Below are 17,754 nucleotides of genomic sequence, written 5' to 3'. Positions count from 1 at the left end.
TCAGCTTTCGGCGAGGCTTGGCACGGCAGCGCCCGGCACGACGCTGCCGGTGCCGATGCCACCCTTTTCGGCCTCGATGCCGCCCATGCGCTGGATCATCTCCGTCGTGCTCGTATTCGGCATATAGGGGATGATCTCGACCCGGCCGCCATAGGCTTCGACTTCATGCCGGCCGACGACGGTATCGAGATTATAGTCCCCGCCCTTCAGCAAGACATTGGGCTGCAAGGCCAGGATCAGATCCAGCGGCGTATCGCTGCCGAACAGAATGACCGCGTCGACCGCTTCCAGCGCGGCCGCGACCGTCATGCGCGCGGTCTCGTTCTGCACCGGGCGGTTGGGGCCTTTGAGCCGTTTGACGGAGGCATCCGCATTCAGCGCCAGCACCAGCCGGTCGACCCGGCTGCGGGCTTCGGTCAGCGACCAGATATGGCCCGGATGGAGCAGGTCGAAACAGCCGTTGGTGAAACCGACGGACAGGCCCTCATCCTGCCAGGCGGTCACCTGCTTCTGCAGCGCTTCCGTTGCGCTGTAGATTTTGGGCGATATGCGATGCTCATGCCGATGCAGCAGCATCTCGGCTAGTTCTTCGACCGTCGCGGCGGCCGTGCCTTTCTTGGCGACCGCGATGCCGGCAGCGGCATTGGCGATGCGGGTCGCGGCGTCCATGCCGGCGGTGGTTGCCAGCGCCATGGCGAGGGCCGCGACCAGCGTATCACCGGCGCCCGAAACATCTGTGACGCGGCGGGCGAGCGTCTGAAAACGCGCCGTGGTGCGGCCTTGCTCCACCAGTTGCACGCCGCCTTGGCTGCGCTTGACGACGATGGCGGGCGCGCCGGACAAAGCGATGATCTCGCCGGCGGCGGCCTCAACCGCAGCATCGTCCTGCGGCACGGTATGACCGACGGCGAGTGACAGTTCGTGCAGATTGGGGGCGATGACGGTCGCCCCGCGATAGCGCGTGAAATCCTGCCCTTTGGGATCGACGATGACCGGAATGCCGTGGCGTGCGGCTTCCGCGGCGACCGCGCTCATCAGCGACGGCTGCAGCACGCCCTTCAGATAGTCGGAGAAGATTACGACCTCGACCTTCGCCACGGCGGCGACGGCGCTTGCCGTAAGCTGGTCCAGCACCGCGCCTGCGGCGGGCGTCGTCACTTCCCAATCCAGGCGCAGCAGATGGGTATTGTGCTGCGGATTAACCAATCTGACCTTGAGTGTCGTGCTACGGGCAGGGTCTTTCACAAGATCGGCGGTCAGATCGGGAAAGCGTGCCAGTTCTTCGGCCAGTTCGGCTGCAATCGGGTCCGCGCCGCAGAGGCCGATGAGATGGCAATGACCGCCGAGGCTGGTGATATTGACCGCGACATTGGCTGCTCCGCCCAGCATCTGCTCCTGCCGGTCGGCGGCCAGGATCAGCGACGGCGCTTCCGGCGACACGCGCTCCGTGCGGCCATAGACGAAGCGGTCCAGCATCACGTCGCCCACGACGAGGACGCGCCGGCCGGCCATGGCAGTCAGAATATCGGCGATCGGCATAGACATAGGCGGACTCCGTGACGAAAGCCTGGTCATAGCGCGGGTGGCCTGGCCCGCCTGGCATAGCGCCTTTCCGGCGGGCTTGGGACGCTCTCCTTTCTCGCTCTACCTTGGTCAGTGAAATTGGCCAAATGACAGGATTTCGGATAACCGACCTCCCTGCCGATCTGGCACCTTAGACGATGGGATTTTCAACAGGGTATGGCCCGTCTGGACCCCGCTCCCTTGCTTGATCTGCCTGGCGTGCGCCCGGTTTTGGCGGCGCTGCCCGGTGCGCGCATCGTCGGCGGCGCCGTGCGTGATCTGCTGGCCGGACGTGCGGTCAGCGATGTCGATGTCGCGACGCCCTTGCTGCCCCAGACGGTGATGGAGCGGCTTCGTGCCGTCGGCTTGCGCGCCATCCCGACCGGCCTCGCCCATGGCACCGTGACGGCGCTCGCCGATGGCGGTCAGGTTGAGGTGACGACGCTGCGCCGGGATGTCGAAACCGACGGGCGCCACGCCGTCGTCGCCTTCACGGAGGATTTTGAAATCGACGCGGCGCGGCGGGATTTCACCATCAACGCGATGTCGCTGGGACCGGACGGGGCGCTTTACGATTATTTCGGCGGTGTGGCGGATCTGGCCGCCGGGCGGGTGCGCTTCGTCGGAGAACCATCGCTCCGGATCGCTGAGGATTATCTTCGCATCCTGCGCTTCTTTCGGTTTCATCTCCGTTACGGTCAGATACCACCCGACGCTGATACGGCAACGGCTCTCGCTGCCGCCGCGCCGAAACTGGCGACACTCTCGGCCGAGCGGCTGTGGTCCGAGACGTCCAAAATCCTGAGCGGTTCTGACCCGAGGTCAGGCCTCCGCCTGATGGACGAGCTCGGCGTGCTGGCCGTGCTGTTGCCCGAGGCGGCGGCGGACTGGACGATGCGCCTGGACCGGCTGGCGGAGGCGGATGCGCCGCCCGATCCGGTGCTGCGCCTGGCCGGTCTTATCGGCGATCCGCACGCCGCTGACCTTGCCGCCCGGCGGCTGAAACTGTCGAAGGCCGAGCGCGAGCGGCTGGTTTCCTATCTCGATGGGCCGCTACCGGCCCTAGGCGCGCCGGAAACCGAGCTGTTTCAGGCTGCCGCTGACACGACAATGCCGCTGCCCGTGCTACGCGGACGGTCCTTTTTACGCCACCCGCCCGGGAATGCTGCGCGCGCCTTCCGGGCGGAGCTCGAGAAGCTAGTCCCGCCGGTATTCCCGCTTCAGGGAAGGGATGTTGTCGCCCTCGGTCTCGAACCAGGGCCAGAACTCGGCAGAGCGCTCCGCGCCGTAAGACTCTGGTGGGTCCGTCGCGGGTGTCTCGATGACGCGGAATCCTGCCGGGCCGAATTGGCGAGGGTGGTCGGGCGGTTCTCTTCTTGATACATGCCGCGCTGACATGAAAACCCTGCCGACTGACGAATCGACCCGCGCCCTGGTCGCGCGCCTCTGGCGCGAGCATCTGCACGTCTACAAGGGGCGGCTGGTCATCGTCGCGATCCTGACGGCGCTGGTCGCAGGTGCCACGGCCCTTTACCCCGCCGTGATCGATCAGGCCTTCAGCATGTTCGTGCGCAAGGACCCGCGCATCCTCTACCAGATCCCGATCATCGTGCTCGTCGTCACCGGCTTCAAGGCGGCGGTGCAGTATGGGCAGGCGGTCGCGACGCAGAACCTTGTCCTGGTCGTCATCCGCGATCTGCAGACCCGCATGTTCGGTCATCTGATGTCGTCCGACCTTCAGCGCATGGAGCGCGAGGCGCCGGCCCAGCTGGCCGCCCGCTTCACGACGGACGCGGCAACGATCCGGGACGCCATGACGCGTGCGGTCAGCGGCGTGTCGGACGCCATGACCGTCGTCGGTCTGGTCGCATCGATGGTCTATATGGACTGGCTGCTGAGCTTGCTCGCGCTGGCCCTTTATCCGCTGGCGGCGGTCCCCGTGCAGCGCATCGGCAAGCGCGTGCGCCGCGCGTCCGGCAATATGCAGGAGCGGATGGGCGAGACGGCGATGATGCTGAACGAGAGTTTCGCCCAAAGCCGCACGGTGCGCGCCTATCGGCTGGAAGCGATCGAGCGGCAGCGCGCGGAGCATGTTTTGGGACAGCTCTACCGTGCGCTGCTCCGCATGGTGCGTACGCGCTCGGCGGTCGATCCGGTCTTGGAGGTTCTGGGCGGCGTGACCGTGGCGCTCGTCATCGGTTTTGTCGGCTGGCGCGCGGCGGCCGGCGCCGCGACGCTCGGCAATTTCTCCGGTTTTGTCGCCGCCCTGATGCTCGCCTCGCGCCCGTTGCGCTCGCTCGGCTCGCTCAACGCGGCCGTGCAGGAGGGGCTTGCCGGCCTTGCACGCTCGTTCCAGGTCATCGACGAGCCGCCGGGCATCACCGACAGCGTTGACGCCAAGCCGCTGCCGGTAGGTCCCGGCGCGCTGCGCTTCATCGATGTCTGCTACACCTATCCGGACGGCCGCGCCGGGCTTTCCGGTCTCAGTTTTGAGGCGAAACCGGGCCAGACGGTGGCCTTGGTCGGCGCATCCGGCGCCGGCAAGTCGACCGCGCTGGCCCTTATTCCCCGGCTTTACGATGTGCGGTCGGGCGCGATCGAGGTTGACGGCGCGGATATCCGCAGCGTGCAGATGGCCAGCCTGCGTGACGCCATCGCCTATGTCGGCCAGGATTCCTTGCTATTCGACGATACCGTTGCCGCCAATATCGGCATGGGACGGCCGAATGCGTCGGAGGCCGAGATTGAGGCGGCGGCCGAAGCCGCGGCGGCAACCGATTTCATTCAGGCTCTGCCGGAGGGCGATCAGACGGTCGTCGGCCATAACGGTAATCGCCTGTCAGGCGGCCAGCGCCAGCGCGTGTCGCTGGCCCGCGCCTTCCTGCGTAATCCGCGCATCCTGCTGCTGGATGAAGCGACAAGCGCGCTGGATGCCGACAGCGAAGCCGCCGTGCAATCGGCCCTCGCGCATTTGCGCACCGGGCGCACCACCATCATCGTCGCCCACCGCCTCTCGACCGTGCGCAGCGCCGATCTGGTTGTGGTGATGGCCGAGGGCTGCGCCCAGGAATGCGGCACGCATGCCGAGCTGATGGAACAGGACGGTATTTACGCGCGCTTGGTGCGCACGCAGGGATTGATGTCATGACCGAGTTGGACTCTGCCATCCGCGCGGCCGTCAGCCGTCGTTTCGAGGAGGAGGTCGGCTTCCTGGCCGCGCTCGTCCGCCATCCGTCCGATAACCCGCCCGGCGATTGTGCGGATCATGCGGCCATGACAGCGGCATTGCTGGAAGCTTTGGGTTTCGTGGTCGAACGCCATCCGGTGCCGGAGGCGGCGGTCCGCGCCTGCGGTATGCTGTCCGCCACCAACCTTATCATCCGTCACAGGTTTGGCGCGGGTCCGGTGGTGGCGCTGAACGCGCATGGCGATGTCGTGGCCCCCGGCGAGGGCTGGAGCAGCGATCCGTACGGCGCGGAGATCCGCGATGGCCGCATGTATGGCCGTGGCGCCGCCGTCTCCAAATCCGATTTCGCGACCTATGCCTTCGCGCTGCTCGCCTTGAAGGAAACGGCCGCGCCGCTGGCTGGCTCGGTGGAGCTGCATCTGACCTATGACGAGGAGACCGGCGGGCTGATCGGCCCCGGCCTGATCCTGGCGGAAGGTCTGTCCAAGCCCGACTACGCGCTCAGCGCCGGCTTCGCCTATAACGTGACGATCGCGCATAATGGCTGCCTGCATCTGGACGTGACGGTGCGCGGCAAGTCCGCCCATGCGGCGCGGCCCGAGACCGGGCATGACGCATTGGAAGCCGCGACCCAGATTCTGGCGGCGCTCTATGCGTTTCGTGGCGGGCTGGCGGACCGGGTTTCGGCGGTGCCCGGCATCGGTCATGCCAATCTGAATGTCGGGCTGATTTCCGGCGGCATCAATACCAATGTCGTTCCCGACAAGGTCAGCTTCCGCATCGACCGCCGCATGATCCCCGAGGAACGGCCGGAAGCGGTGGAGCAGGAATTGTGCGACCTCATCGCCAATGCGGCCGCATCCCTGCCTGGTATCACCGTCGATGTGACGCAGATCCTGGTGGTGCGGCCGATGGAAAGCCTGCCCGGCCAGGACCGGCTGGTGGCGGCTTTGACTGACGCGGCCGAGATCGTCCTGGGCGAGATCATCGGGGCTGAGGGCACGCCGATCTATTGCGATGCAAGGCTTTATACCGAGCGTGGCATCCCGACCGTGCTGTACGGCGCCGGTCCGCGGACCATGCTGGAAGCGAACGGCCATCGCGCGGATGAGAATCTGGCCATGGCCGATCTGAAGGCCGCGACCGAGACGGTGGCGATCGCGCTGACGCGGCTGCTGCAGGCATAAAAAAGCCCGGCAGCCGCTGGGCTGCCGGGCTTCTCTGGCGATGCCGCCGGATTACAGCTTCTGCTGAACGTCCGTCGCGGTGTTCGAGGTCGCGGCGCCCGCATTGGAAACGTCCTTGCCGGCACCATTGACGGTGTTGCAGGCCGAAAGGCTGAGCGCGGCGCCGGCCAGCAGCAGGCCGACCATGGCGGCACGCAGCAGGCTGGAATCGAAACGGATGGCTTTGGTCATATTCTGGCTCCCATCGAACTCTGATGGAGCTGATATGGGGTTCGTCACGGAATGTGACAGAACGCGGATGCCATCACGTTTCGTTTAGAGCGATGTCATCCCGCGTAGGTCGCGGCAATGATTTCCTTCGTGAAGGGACCGTTGCACCCTTCCAGAGAGGTATTGGTCAACGCGACCGCGCTGAGGCCGGCTTCCGGATCGACCCAGAAGCTGGTGCCGTAGACGCCGCCCCAGGCCCAACTGCCGGGATTCTGCGCCGTGCCGGATGCCGCCGGGTCACGCAGATGGGCGACGCCAAGACCGAAGCCCCAGCCGGGATCGCCGAGACCGGTATCGAGGCCCGGGATCGCGTCGCCCACGAAGGCGGCGGCCGAGGCGGGATTGAGGATGGGGGCGCCGCCGAGCCGGATCGCTTCCAGGAAACGGATATAATCCTCGGCCGTGCCCACCATGCCGGCGCCGCCGGAGGCATAGACATCGGGGTCTGTCGCGCGGCCCGGCGAGAAATAGAGCTGGCCGGCGTCGACCTGCGGCAGCGTGAAAGGGTCGGTCATGCGGCGTGGGGCTTCACCCGGCCCTGCCGCATCGGCATAGGGCGTCGCCAGCCTCTCAGGCGCCGTCGCCAGGAAGGCGCTGTCCGCCATGCCGAGCGGGCGCGTGATGTGGTCCCGCACGACCTCCGGCAAAGCTTGTCCGCTGGCCTTTTCCAGCACCGCGCCCAGCACATCGGTCGCGAGCGAATAGAGCCAGGCGCTGCCGGGCGTGAAGCTGACCGGCAAATTGCCGAGGCGGCGGAGGTTTTCCGCCAGGCTGATGCCCGGACGGTTGATCCCGTCCGACACGCCCGCCGCGTGATAGGGGCTCTCGCCCGGTTGCAGGAAGACGTAAGACAGACCCGCCGTATGGGTGAGGAGGTGACGGATGGTGATCCTTGCCGCCTCGCCCGACGGCGTCTTCGGCCGGAAATCAGGCAGGAACCGCGTAATCTCATCCTCGATCGACAGCAGCCCGGCTTCGGCGCAGGCGAGTGTGGCGGCCGAGACGACCGGCTTGGTCATGCTGGCCAGGCGAAAGACCGTGCCGGGCAGCATCGGCGTCCCTGCTTCCCGATCCGCGAAACCGACCGCTTTGCTGTAGAAGGGACGGCCGTGGCGTTGAACGCGCACGACCGCGCCGACCAGCCGTTTCTCGGCCAGCACGCGATCGAGCAGGGCGTCGATCGCCTGGCCGGCACGCTCGGTATGGGACAAGGGCAGAATCCTTGAAGCGATAGGCCGTCAGGCGCTTCACCGGACGGCAAGACTTTCGGTGTCGGTAGGGAGCCTAGAGCGTTTCCTGTTCGCTTACGCTCACAGGTGCCGCTCTAGTTTATTGTTTTTGCGAGCATCTTCACCCGGACAGATGATTCCATCTGACCGGGATCTGCTCTAGAAATCGGCGTTCTGGTCGTCCGCGAAATCGCCGAAATTATCGGTCAACGCGAGGATCTCGGGCTCCGCGCGGAAGGTTTCCTTCTGGTCTTCCGTCATCAGCCGCCAAGCGACGCGGGCCATGTCTTCCAGGGCCGCGATCCATTCGTCGGTATCCGTGGTCTCTCCCTGGATGCGCGCGAGGGCGAGATAGCTCTCGATATCCTCCTCATCGAAATCATCGGGGCTGAGCTTGGAATCTGGGGTCGCCATGCTGCTGCTCCTGTCTTCAAGCGCGCCGGGGATAGGGCGCTGAGGCGCAAGCTAAAGCCTTCGCTTTCGGACGCAAGGCCGATCTTTTGACACATTTGTCACGTTATAAGACAATTGTATGCGAATGGTGCAGTGCAGCCATAAACTTCGTTACAACGAATTACGCACGTTATTCTGTAGACATGCGATGCGCGGATGAGTATGGTGCACTGCAGCAACGGACGGGCTCAGGAGGCTCACATGAACACCATTTCCAATACCGAACAGAAGCTGGCTCCCGGCGGCATCAAGGACGCTTTCGATTTCCTTGGTCTGACCGCCTTCGTGCGCGGGGTTTTCTCGCTCCGCCAGGTGATCGCCGATCACCGCGCCGAACGCGCTGAGCGCATGCAGATGGCTCGCGAACTGGCCACCTATTCCGACGCCGAACTGGGCGAGCTGGGCTTCAGCCGCGCTGACCTGCCGGCGATCGTCAACGGCAGCTATCGCCGCTAAGTCCGGCTAAGACTGCGGCGACCCTTCCGGGGTTGCCTGCCTTGTCCGGATTGCGGGTTAAGAGCGGGCGGCGAAAGCCGCCTCGCTCGGTCCGCCGGGGATGAGATGAGGATGCCGCCCCGCTCGGGCGGCGACGGCGGATAATTCTATCATCCGCGCGTGACTGACAAAAAATTCCGACCAGATGACGCTGCGATCGATCCTGTTCTAGGCTGCGAAGCTAGAGAGACAGGAGACGTGACTTTGGCTAAGGCCCGCATGCATCTTGGTTTTGACTTCTCCTATTCGCATATGGGCGGCCGCTGGCGGATGCCCGGCGCCTGGCCCGGCCGCACCTTCCCCGATGTCGAGATGTTCGAGGAGATCGCCCGCATCGCGGAGCGCGGTTGCCTGGACATGGTCTTTTCCGGCGACGGCACCGGCATTCCCGATACTTGGCAGGGCTCGCCCGACGCTGCCATCGAATGGGGCATCAGCTGGCCGCGCCAGGACCTGAACCCGATCATGGTCGCGATGTCGCGCGTGACCAAGCATCTCGGCTTCGGCCTGACCTATTCCTCCACGTTCATGCATCCCTATTACATGGCGCGGCTGATGAATTCGCTGGACCATGTGACGAAGGGGCGCATCGCCATGAACCTCGTCACCTCCACCCGCAAATCGGATGCCGCCAATTTCGGCTTCGACGCGTTGATGGAGCATAACAGCCGTTATGAGCGGATGGAGGAATTCATCGATGTCTGTCGCAAGCTGTGGGACAGTGCCGAGCCCGACTGCATGCTGTGGGATTTCGAATCGGGCCGCGTGACGGACCCGGCCAAGGTCCATCACGTCAAGCATGAGGGAAAGTTTTTCAAGGTCGAGGGCGCGCTGAACACCCCGCCTTCGCCGCAGGGACGGCCCGTCGTCATTCAGGCCGGCGGGTCGCCGCGTGGCGTTCAAGCTTCCGCCTATGTCGCCGATTACATCTTCGGCCCCGATATGGCGCTCGCCCGGCAGGTAAAGCATCGCGCGGCGCTGGACAAAGCGCTGCTCGCGATCGGGCGTGACCCGACGAAGGTCGGCATTCTGTGGCAGACGCCGATTGTGGTGGGCGAGACTGAGGCCGAGGCCCATGCCCAGCGCGACCGGCTGCTGACCTCCATCCCGCAGGAGGCTGTCGGCGTCTTCCTCTCCTACAATAACGGTTATGATTTCTCGACGCTGCCGGCGCGTTTCACGCTGCAGGAAGTGCAGGAGAAGATCATCGCCGCCAATGCCTCGCCCATCGGCTTCGTCTATGAACTGGCCTTGGAACTTGGCGAGACGACCGAAATTTCCCGAGAGACGTTTTTTGAGCATGGCATCAAAAGCGCCACCTCCTACGACAAGACCATTGCCGGCTCGGCGTCCCAGGTCGCGGATATTCTGGAAGAAGCCTTTGAGGCGACGGGCAGCCGCGGCGGCTTCATGTTCGGCCATACGGTCTCAGTCCCGGCCGATCTGATCCGGCTTGTCGATCTTCTGGTGCCGGAATTGCAGCGCCGCGGGCGCTTCCGCACCGAATACAAAACCCGCACGTTGCGCGAACATCTGGGCGAGGAATGAGAGCATGAGCGCTGATCAGGTCTATACCTTCAGCTGTATCGACGGGCATACCTGCGGCAATCCCGTGCGCCTTGTCTCCGGCGGCGGCCCGCTGTTGCAGGGCAATAGCATGAGCGAGCGGCGGCAGGATTTCATGGCGCGGCACGACTGGGTGCGCCGCGCGCTGATGTTCGAACCGCGCGGCCATGACATGATGAGCGGCTCCATTCTTTATCCGCCGACGCGGGCCGATTGCGATGTCGGGATCCTGTTCATCGAAACATCGGGCTGCCTGCCGATGTGCGGTCATGGCACCATCGGCACGGTGACGATGGCGATCGAAAACGGTCTGGCCATGCCGCGCGTGGAAGGGACGCTCGCACTGGACGCGCCGGCCGGGCGCGTGGTCGCGGAATACAAGCGCAACGGGCGCTTTGTGGATAGCGTGCGCATCCATAATGTCCCTTCGTACCTCGCGGCCGAAGGCGTTGTCATCGATGTGCCGGGCCTGGGCGAGCTTGTCGTGGATATCGCCTATGGCGGCAATTTCTACGCCATCATCGATCCGCAGAAAAACTTTGGCGGCATCGAGACGATCTCGGCCGGGGAGATTCTCCGCCTCAGCCCCATCGTGCGTGTGCTGATCAACGAGGCGATCGATGTCGTGCATCCGGATGACGCGACCATTCGCGGCATCCGCCATGTGCAATGGACCGGCGCGCCGCGCGACAAGCGCGCCCATGGCCGCAACGCGGTCTTCTATGGGGAGAAGGCGATTGACCGATCACCTTGCGGTACCGGCACTTCCGCCCGCATGGCGCAGCTGGCGGCCAAGGGCAAATTGCGCGAGGGCGATGACTTCGTGCATGAAAGCATCATCGGCAGCCTGTTCGACGGGCGTGTGGAGAGTGCCGCGACGGTCGGCAATTTCGCGGCCATCCGCCCCAGCATCAGCGGTTGGGCGCGCATGCATGGGATCAACACGATCTTCGTCGATCCCCGTGACCCCTTCATGCACGGGTTTAGCGTGATGTGAGCGGGCAGGGGCGGCAACGCCCCTGCATGACCGGGGTGGCGCGCTTCTGACTATGCTCGGCAAGCTTTAGGGGAGAGTCGCGTCAGGCTTTCCGAAGACCTGCGGAAGGTAGGCGCTTGCCGCATCTCCGAGCAAATCGCGCTGCATGCGCAGCGGGTCGTTGAAGGTGATGATCGACAGGCTGCGGTCGGCCTCGATTGTGCCGACAAGTTTCAAGGCAGAAGCCCGGTCATAGACATTTTCGGCATAGACGAGGTGGGTCGGCGCGCGGTCACCAAGCGCATGGCGGAAGAAAGCCATCTTTAGATTGTCCTCGCGCGGCTGATGCGGGCCTTCCACAACGACCGTCACCTGCGACCAGACGTCCGCTCCCATTTCGGCACGCCAGTGGTTGATGACCTCACGCATCATGTCGATCTGCGCTTTGGCCGACAGATTGACGTCATCCAGCAGCAACGGCCCTAGGCTCACCCGACGCGGCCTCTGCCCACCCCCGAGCCAAAGCGTCCACCCGGTAAGACCCGATCAATTCTCACCCCCAGGCCAGTGCAGCGGTTGACGAAAGCCCTGCTGCCGCCTCTATACCCGCCCAGTCGTCATCCCGAACAACGGCGACTAGGAACGAAAATTTGTCCTGCCGATGAGCCCCTCTGACCTGTTCCTGCTCGCGAGCGGCGTCAGCTTTCTCGGCAGCCTGCTTCTCCTCGGCGCAGGATGGGCGCGGCGTTCGGCCGCCCTCGCCTGGTGGGGGGCAGGGTATTGCCTGGCCGGAAGCGGCATGGCCGTCGTCATCGCGGCCTATGTCATCGGTTCCACGCTGCTGTCCGATTTCGGCTCTGCCTTGGTGCTGTGCGCCTATAGCCTGTTGTGGCTCGGGGTTGGCGCCTTGGCGCAGGTGCGCAAGCCGCGCTACTGGGCCATTCCGCTGGGTCTGCTGTGGGTTCCGGTCGCGCGCATCCCGCCGCTGCCCGCCCACGAAACGCTGCGCATGATCGCGCTCGGGCCTTTCGCCGCCAGTTTTATGCTGGTGCTGGCCTGGCTCGCCTGGTGTCTTCCCGGTCAGCCGAGGGCGCGCCTGCCGCTGGTGGTGCTGGCCACGACCCATGCCGTTTTTTCTGCTTTGCGCTCGGCCGCGCTCATCGTGAATGACGGCCCGGCCGCGCATGCCTTCTGGCTGTATGGGACGCCGATCGAGGGGATCTTCTTTCTGTTCTGCGATGCCGTCCTGATCGTCAATCTTGTGCGCTCAATGCAGGAAAGCGCGCTGGCCGAGGAAGCCTATACGGATTTCCTCACCGGCGTGCTCAGCCGCCGGCGCTTTTCTCAGCTGGCGGAGAAGGCCATCGCCCGAGGGCCTTGCACGGCGCTCATTCTGGATATCGATCATTTCAAAACGGTCAATGACCGGTTCGGGCATGCGGCGGGGGATGCGCTGCTGCGCGAACTGGGTGCCATCTGCCGTCAGGACGTGGGGAAGACCGATCTGATCGGGCGTTTGGGCGGCGACGAATTCGCCCTGCTGCTGACCGGCGACGCGGATGTCGCGCGGTCAGTGGCCGCGCGGATCAGCGCGGATTTCGCGCGCACATGCGCGGAGATGGGCTGGCCCGCCAGCCTTAGCACCGGCCTGGCCCATAATACGGACGCGCAGGTCTCGCTCGACGTATTGATCGATCAGGCGGATCGGCAACTCTATGGCGCCAAGGCGAACCGGCGGCCGATGGCGCAGGCTGACAGCCGGGTCGCGGATTAACCCGCGTCTCGCAACGCTTCCACCAGCAAGGCCAGTGCCGCTTCGCCGAAGGCCCGCATATTCGCGACCCGGTCATCGGACCCCGTCTCGATCGTGACGACTTTCGACACGGGTCCGGTGACGGCGATGCAGCAATGGCCGGCGGCATCGCCGTAGCGATTGCCGGTGGGGCCGGTGGCCCCCGTCTCACCAATGCCCCAGACCGCGTCCAGCCGACCGCGCACGGTATCGGCCAGCAGCGTCGCGTAAAGCTCGGTCGAAGCGCGCTCGATAGGGGCGGGCAGCGGGTTCGGGATGTCGAGAAGACCCTGCCGGGCCTGCGCCGTGTAGATGACGCTGCCGCCGCGGAAATAGGCGCTGGCGCCGCCGATGGAGAGCAGGGCGGCCGAGATCAACCCGCCGGAAGAGGATTCGGCAATGCCGATCGTCTCGCCGCGGGCTTTGAGCAAGCGGCCGGCTTCTTCGGCGAGGGGCAACAAGGTCTGCATAGCGGCCTCCGTTCAACTATCAGGCCGATGTCGCATCGCCTGGGTTTTGCATCCTGAATGCCGAGAGCGCCGCACGGAGTGTCACCACTTCCCGCCGCAGCGCCTCGGTCTCCACATGATCATAGCCGAGCGCCGCCTGCTTCGCGAAATGCTTGAGCAGCTTGCGCTCATCCCGGCTGATATCGCTGCCGGTGACATGTGGCCCGCACAGGATGATGGCGGCACTTTCGGTCGCGCCGCCATGGACCGGCACCGCAAGGCAGGGGGCCAGGTCATCCGGCGGCAGGCCGGGGCGATGCCAGCGTCCGCGCGGCAGAGGCAGCGGTGCGTCCTCGGCCAGGCAGCGCAAAGCGAGCGCGTCTGCGGTCTCGTCCAGCGTGGTCAGCCCGTCCTCCGGCCAGCCGATGCTGGGGCCGACACGGCGGAAGGTGCCGTCCAGCGAGCGGAACACGGCGGCGGAGGCAAGGCGCAGGCCGGCGACCGGAACCTCGGTCAGCAGCCGATCCACCTCGGTGAAGGTCTTGGCACCGACGACCGTGTGGCTGGCGTGCTGCAGCATGTGCTGCGCCCGGTGATAGCTGCGGTTGAACGCGCGCTCCGTCAGAACGACAGCCCGCTCATGCAGCCGGGCCAGCAGGAGCAGCGCGAGCGGGCCGACGACGAAGGGCCAGAACCAGCCCGGCAGATCAAGCTCCCCGCCCAGATGCTCGTTTATGGTGGCGAGCTCGTCATGAAGATAAAGGATCGGCACGCCGAGCAGGAAGGCGAGGATGGTCAGCGTCACGCCACGGCTGAGCGGGATGGTGACGCTGACGACGCGGCGGCGGCGCACGGCGGTGCCGACGAAATAGGCAATGCCGCCGTGGAGAAGATAAAGCAGCTGCACGGCCAGCTGAGAGGGGATGGCGCCGAACAGGGCATAGGGAAGCCCGGTCGAGGTGAAGATCTCGGCCAGCAGGAAGGCCGGCAGGCCGATGGCGCAGCCGGCGATGGCCCAGCGCATGCGCGCTTCGTCCTGGGGCGCCAGTTCACGCTGGCGCAGCACCAGGATCAGCAGCGCCGCCGCGTCGAGCGGGATGATGGAAAAGAAGAAGGCGTCGCTGGCCAGGCCGGTCGGGATTCCGAACAGGTTGGCGCTGCAGAGCAAGGCGAAGAGCGCGACGACGGCGCCAAGCAAGGGCAAACCAGCGTCGAGGCGGCGCCAGCGGGGATCGACCATTTCATGCGGGAAGCGCAAAGCGAAAGCCAGCAGCCCGGCATAGGCTGCCCCCTGCGCCAGGGATTCGAGCAGGATTTCCGCCAGATTGCCGAAGGGCAAGGCCTGCAGGACCGCGAAGATCGCATAGTTCTGACCGCCATTGAACCAGATGGCGTAAAGGAAAAAGCCCCAGGTCATGCGGCTGGGCCTGGTCCAGGCGAGATAGAACGCGATCAGGATGAAGCCCACCCCCACGATGGTGTCGGCGACAAGCGCGATGCGGGACAGGAAGGCCAGCGGTGCCGGCCGGGCGATCAGGTGCAGGGTCCGCGCCGGTAACCCTTGGCCGGGACGCAGGATGAGCGTCACCTTGTCATCGGCCCGCACATAGCCGAAGCCGCCGAACCCGCCAAGAACAGCGATGATGCTGGCGCAGCTGGGGCTTTGCAGCCCCTTGCACCGCATCTGCGTCAGATCAAGCCTGTCGCCCGGCCGGATGCCGGCCTGCGCGGCGGGCGAGAGGGCAGCGGATTGGAACGGCGTGACGACGTCGACGACCCTGCCGCTATTGTCGATGGTGGTGCCGAGGGAGTGGAGCGGCGCCACCACACGATAGAGGTCGGGCAGAATGATCCCGAGCCCCCAGATCGTGATGATGATCAGCAGAGCGCGGCCGAAAAACCTTTGCAGTCGCGCTCTATGCATAACGCCTTAGCCTGGATTGCTGGACCATCCCCGCAGATTGCCGCTTCGTCCCGATGGCCACAATATCGCGTCTATCGGCGCGCGCTTAGGCATTAGGATCTAGGCTGGCCTTGTTCAGGCCGCCGCCGCGCCGCCCAGATAGGCCGCCTGCACGCGGCGGTCCTGCGCCAGCGTTGCGGCATCACCTTCCAGCATGATCGTCCCGTTTTCGAGAACATAGGCGCGGTCGGCGATCTTCAGCGTCTGGCGGGCATTCTGCTCGACCAGAAGAATGCCCATGCCCTGGTCGCGCAGCCGCTTGATGATGGCGAAGATGGAACGCACCACCAGCGGGGCCAGACCCATCGACGGCTCATCCAGCACCAGCAGCTTGGGCTGCAGGATCAGCGCGCGGGCGATGGCGACCATCTGCTGCTCCCCACCCGACAGCGTTCCGGCCAGTTGCAGCCGACGCTCCAACAGGCGCGGAAACAGCGCATACATGCTCTCGATGCGGCGCTTCAGCTCGGCCTGCTGGCTGCGGATGAGATAGCCGCCGAGCTTGAGGTTTTCCTCGACCGTAAGCGGCGCGAACAGCCGCCGCCGTTCCGGCACATGGGCGAGGCCGAGGGCCGCGATCTTATGGGCGGGCATCCCGCCGATGGCCGCACCGTCCAGCGTGATAAGCCCGCCGCGCAACGGCTCCAGCCCGGACAGCGCGCGGAGCGTCGTGGTTTTGCCGGCACCGTTGCTGCCCAGCAGCGCCACGATTTCCCCCGGTGCGACGGTCACATCGATACCGTGCAGCACTTCCACCTTGCCGTAGCCGACCCGCAGGCCTTCGACCGTCAGCAGCGTCATGCCAAAGCTCCCGCGGGCAGGGACGAAATCTCAGGCGCGTCCTCCTCATCCTCCTCGTCGGAGCCGAGATAGGCTTCGATGACGCGGGGATTGGACTGCACGTCCTGGGGCGAACCGGTCGCGATGACCTGTCCACGATCCATGACGATGACGCGGTCCGAGACGCCCATGACGAGCAGCATGTCATGCTCGATCAACAGAACCGTGGTGCCAAGGTCGCGGATACGGCGGATGAGGCCCATGAGGGACTGTTTTTCGGTCGGGTTCATGCCGGCCGCCGGTTCGTCGAGCAGAAGCAGCTGAGGCTGGCCGGCGAGGGCGCGGGCGATTTCCAGCCGGCGCTGGTCGCCGTAAGGCAGGTCGCCGGCGCGCAGACCGGCTTGAGACGCCAGGCCCACGAATTCCAGCCAGTTGCGCCCGGCGGCGTGATGCAAATGCGTCTCCCGCCGCGCATAGGGCAGGGCCGCCATTTCGGACGCGAGGGAGACATGGAAGCGATGATCCATGCCGACCAGGACATTCTCGAAGACGGTCAGATTGTCGAAGAGGCGGATGCCCTGGAAGGTGCGGGCCAGACCGCGCGCCACGACCTTGTGCGGCGCCAGCTTCGTCAGCGGGCGGCCGTTCCAGATGATGGCGCCGCTGGTCGGCGGAATGACGCCGGTCAGGCAATTGAAGACCGTCGTCTTGCCGGCGCCGTTCGGCCCGATGATGCTGAGGATCTCACCGCGATGGACGGTGAAATTGACGCCGGCGACGGCCTTCAGGCCGCCGAAGACGCGGCTGACGTCGCGCGCTTCCAGCAGCACGTCCGGCTCGCCTGCCGTCGTTTCGGCGATCTGCTCGGCTGGGTCTGCATGCGGGGTGGCATGGGCCTCATCCACCGAGGGGGCGGCGATATGGCGCAATCTTGCCGGCCAAAGCCCCTGCGGGCGCACCAGCATGAGAATGATCAGCGCGACGGCGAAGATGAATTCACGCCAGTTATGGAGGAAGCGCAGCGCCTCCGGCAGGCCCGCGACGACGATGGCGCCGACCAGAACGCCCGGAATGCTGCCGCGCCCACCGAGGACCACGATGATCAGGATGCTGACGGATTGCGCATAGGTGAAGGAGGTCGGGTCGATGGCGCCGAAGCGCGCGGCGAACAGGCTGCCGCCCAGGCCGCCGATCAGCGCGCCGATGACATAGGCCAGCATCTTGACGCGGAGCGTCGGCACGCCGACGGCCTCCGCCGCCGCCTCGTCTTCGCGCAGGCTTGTCCAGGCACGGCCGAGGCGCGACTGGCCGAGACGGATGACGAGGATGAGGACGCCTACCAGGAAGACGAGGGCGAGCGTGTAGACGGCTTTCGGCGCCGTCAGATCATGACCGAAGAAATTCGCCGGGTTGATGCCGTAGATGCCGTTGGGGCCGCCGGTGATATCGAGATTGGTCGCGATGATGCGGACGATCTCACCGAAGCCGAGCGTCACGATGGCAAGGTAATCGCTGCGTAGCCGCAGCGTCGGGTAGCCGATGACGATGCCGGCGATGCCCGCGAAAACGATGGAGAAGGGCAAGGTCTCCCAGAAATTGAGACCCGTCAGCGTTTCCAGAAGGGAGGTCGTATAGGCGCCGATCGCGAAAAAGGCCGCATAGCCGAGATCGAGCAACCCGGCATAACCGACGACGATGTTCAGGCCGAGGGCGAGGATGCCGTAGGTGACGATGGTGAGCGCCACATCGACGATATAGTTGTGGCAGAAGAACGGAATAAAGGCCGCGACGATGAGGGCGGCAATCCCCGCTGTGGCCAGCGGGCGGCGTGTCAGACCCTGCAT

16 protein-coding genes are annotated in these 17,754 nt (G+C 65.3%); 7 read left to right on the top strand and 9 right to left on the bottom strand.

The window, feature by feature from the left end:
• The gene (locus ACELLULO517_RS10780) at positions 1–1,545 is read right to left on the bottom strand and encodes a PfkB family carbohydrate kinase (protein WP_227307371.1); all 1,545 of its coding nucleotides are present in this window, start codon (positions 1,543–1,545) and stop codon (positions 1–3) included.
• Positions 1,546–1,740: 195 nt separating this feature from the next.
• On the opposite strand from ACELLULO517_RS10780, the gene ACELLULO517_RS10775 reads away from it, so the two are divergent.
• From ACELLULO517_RS10775 to ACELLULO517_RS10765, 3 genes are read left to right on the top strand one after another with little or no spacing between them, the layout of a single operon-like run.
• Positions 1,741–2,943, top strand: coding sequence for a CCA tRNA nucleotidyltransferase (locus tag ACELLULO517_RS10775; protein ID WP_227307370.1), 1,203 nt, complete (start codon positions 1,741–1,743; stop codon positions 2,941–2,943).
• Positions 2,944–2,959: 16 nt separating this feature from the next.
• A complete protein-coding gene (locus ACELLULO517_RS10770) occupies positions 2,960–4,711 on the top strand; it encodes an ABC transporter ATP-binding protein (protein ID WP_227307369.1) in 1,752 nt (583 codons plus the stop codon).
• On the top strand, positions 4,708–5,937 hold the full coding sequence (locus tag ACELLULO517_RS10765; RefSeq protein WP_227307368.1) for a M20/M25/M40 family metallo-hydrolase: 1,230 nt from the start codon (positions 4,708–4,710) through the stop codon (positions 5,935–5,937). The genes ACELLULO517_RS10770 and ACELLULO517_RS10765 overlap by 4 nt, the downstream gene beginning before the upstream one ends.
• A gap of 51 nt (positions 5,938–5,988) precedes the next feature.
• On the opposite strand, the gene ACELLULO517_RS10760 is transcribed toward ACELLULO517_RS10765, so the two are convergent.
• The 3 genes from ACELLULO517_RS10760 to ACELLULO517_RS10750 form a co-directional block, all read right to left on the bottom strand.
• Positions 5,989–6,168, bottom strand: a complete 180-nt coding sequence (locus ACELLULO517_RS10760; protein WP_319796421.1) for an entericidin A/B family lipoprotein — start codon at positions 6,166–6,168, stop codon at positions 5,989–5,991.
• Positions 6,169–6,263: 95 nt separating this feature from the next.
• The gene (locus ACELLULO517_RS10755) at positions 6,264–7,418 is read right to left on the bottom strand and encodes a serine hydrolase domain-containing protein (RefSeq protein WP_227307367.1); all 1,155 of its coding nucleotides are present in this window, start codon (positions 7,416–7,418) and stop codon (positions 6,264–6,266) included.
• 177 nt (positions 7,419–7,595) lie between these two features.
• On the bottom strand, positions 7,596–7,850 hold the full coding sequence (locus ACELLULO517_RS10750; protein WP_227307366.1) for a hypothetical protein: 255 nt from the start codon (positions 7,848–7,850) through the stop codon (positions 7,596–7,598).
• Between the two features lie 240 nt (positions 7,851–8,090).
• Here ACELLULO517_RS10750 and ACELLULO517_RS10745 point away from each other — a divergent pair, with 240 nt between their 5' ends.
• The 3 genes from ACELLULO517_RS10745 (at position 8,091) to ACELLULO517_RS10735 (ending at position 10,947) form a co-directional block, all read left to right on the top strand.
• A complete protein-coding gene (locus ACELLULO517_RS10745; protein ID WP_227307365.1) occupies positions 8,091–8,345 on the top strand; it encodes a hypothetical protein in 255 nt (84 codons plus the stop codon).
• Positions 8,346–8,588: 243 nt separating this feature from the next.
• Complete coding sequence (locus ACELLULO517_RS10740; protein WP_227307364.1) at positions 8,589–9,932, top strand: NtaA/DmoA family FMN-dependent monooxygenase; 1,344 nt, start codon at positions 8,589–8,591, stop codon at positions 9,930–9,932.
• A gap of 4 nt (positions 9,933–9,936) precedes the next feature.
• Positions 9,937–10,947, top strand: coding sequence for a 4-hydroxyproline epimerase (locus ACELLULO517_RS10735; protein ID WP_227307363.1), 1,011 nt, complete (start codon positions 9,937–9,939; stop codon positions 10,945–10,947).
• A 66-nt stretch (positions 10,948–11,013) separates the two neighbouring features.
• Here the strand turns inward: ACELLULO517_RS10735 and ACELLULO517_RS10730 are convergent, their stop codons facing one another.
• On the bottom strand, positions 11,014–11,418 hold the full coding sequence (locus ACELLULO517_RS10730; RefSeq protein WP_227307362.1) for a hypothetical protein: 405 nt from the start codon (positions 11,416–11,418) through the stop codon (positions 11,014–11,016).
• Between the two features lie 169 nt (positions 11,419–11,587).
• On the opposite strand from ACELLULO517_RS10730, the gene ACELLULO517_RS10725 reads away from it, so the two are divergent.
• The gene (locus ACELLULO517_RS10725) at positions 11,588–12,700 is read left to right on the top strand and encodes a GGDEF domain-containing protein (protein WP_227307361.1); all 1,113 of its coding nucleotides are present in this window, start codon (positions 11,588–11,590) and stop codon (positions 12,698–12,700) included.
• Here the strand turns inward: ACELLULO517_RS10725 and ACELLULO517_RS10720 are convergent.
• From ACELLULO517_RS10720 to ACELLULO517_RS10705, 4 genes are all read right to left on the bottom strand, one after another.
• Positions 12,697–13,188, bottom strand: coding sequence for a CinA family protein (locus tag ACELLULO517_RS10720; protein ID WP_227307360.1), 492 nt, complete (start codon positions 13,186–13,188; stop codon positions 12,697–12,699). The genes ACELLULO517_RS10725 and ACELLULO517_RS10720 overlap by 4 nt on opposite strands.
• Before the next feature lie 19 nt (positions 13,189–13,207).
• Positions 13,208–15,091 (bottom strand): hypothetical protein, encoded by a 1,884-nt coding sequence (locus ACELLULO517_RS10715; RefSeq protein ID WP_227307359.1) that lies wholly within the window; start codon positions 15,089–15,091, stop codon positions 13,208–13,210.
• Between the two features lie 114 nt (positions 15,092–15,205).
• Positions 15,206–15,931, bottom strand: a complete 726-nt coding sequence (locus tag ACELLULO517_RS10710) for an ABC transporter ATP-binding protein (protein WP_227307358.1) — start codon at positions 15,929–15,931, stop codon at positions 15,206–15,208.
• Positions 15,928–17,754, bottom strand: a complete 1,827-nt coding sequence (locus ACELLULO517_RS10705) for a branched-chain amino acid ABC transporter ATP-binding protein/permease (protein WP_227307357.1) — start codon at positions 17,752–17,754, stop codon at positions 15,928–15,930. The genes ACELLULO517_RS10710 and ACELLULO517_RS10705 overlap by 4 nt, the downstream gene beginning before the upstream one ends.

The sequence above is a fragment of the Acidisoma cellulosilyticum genome (assembly GCF_020621385.1).
Classification (GTDB): Bacteria; Pseudomonadota; Alphaproteobacteria; order Acetobacterales; family Acetobacteraceae; genus Acidisoma; species Acidisoma cellulosilyticum.
The sequence above is the reverse complement of the archived record's forward strand: the minus strand, read 5'-3'. Positions and strand labels throughout refer to the sequence as shown.

Bases quoted from the DNA above. Each gene is read 5' to 3' on its own strand.
- ACELLULO517_RS10780 (WP_227307371.1), bottom strand. From the start codon at position 1,545: ATGTCTATGCCGATCGCCGATATTCTGACTGCCATGGCCGGCCGGCGC.
- ACELLULO517_RS10735 (WP_227307363.1), top strand. From the start codon at position 9,937: ATGAGCGCTGATCAGGTCTATACCTTCAGCTGTATCGACGGGCATACC.
- ACELLULO517_RS10765 (WP_227307368.1), top strand. From the start codon at position 4,708: ATGACCGAGTTGGACTCTGCCATCCGCGCGGCCGTCAGCCGTCGTTTC.
- ACELLULO517_RS10750 (WP_227307366.1), bottom strand. From the start codon at position 7,850: ATGGCGACCCCAGATTCCAAGCTCAGCCCCGATGATTTCGATGAGGAG.
- ACELLULO517_RS10720 (WP_227307360.1), bottom strand. From the start codon at position 13,188: ATGCAGACCTTGTTGCCCCTCGCCGAAGAAGCCGGCCGCTTGCTCAAA.
- ACELLULO517_RS10745 (WP_227307365.1), top strand. From the start codon at position 8,091: ATGAACACCATTTCCAATACCGAACAGAAGCTGGCTCCCGGCGGCATC.
- ACELLULO517_RS10725 (WP_227307361.1), top strand. From the start codon at position 11,588: ATGAGCCCCTCTGACCTGTTCCTGCTCGCGAGCGGCGTCAGCTTTCTC.
- ACELLULO517_RS10760 (WP_319796421.1), bottom strand. From the start codon at position 6,168: ATGACCAAAGCCATCCGTTTCGATTCCAGCCTGCTGCGTGCCGCCATG.
- ACELLULO517_RS10715 (WP_227307359.1), bottom strand. From the start codon at position 15,091: ATGCATAGAGCGCGACTGCAAAGGTTTTTCGGCCGCGCTCTGCTGATC.
- ACELLULO517_RS10710 (WP_227307358.1), bottom strand. From the start codon at position 15,931: ATGACGCTGCTGACGGTCGAAGGCCTGCGGGTCGGCTACGGCAAGGTG.
- ACELLULO517_RS10705 (WP_227307357.1), bottom strand. From the start codon at position 17,754: ATGCAGGGTCTGACACGCCGCCCGCTGGCCACAGCGGGGATTGCCGCC.
- ACELLULO517_RS10770 (WP_227307369.1), top strand. From the start codon at position 2,960: ATGAAAACCCTGCCGACTGACGAATCGACCCGCGCCCTGGTCGCGCGC.
- ACELLULO517_RS10775 (WP_227307370.1), top strand. From the start codon at position 1,741: ATGGCCCGTCTGGACCCCGCTCCCTTGCTTGATCTGCCTGGCGTGCGC.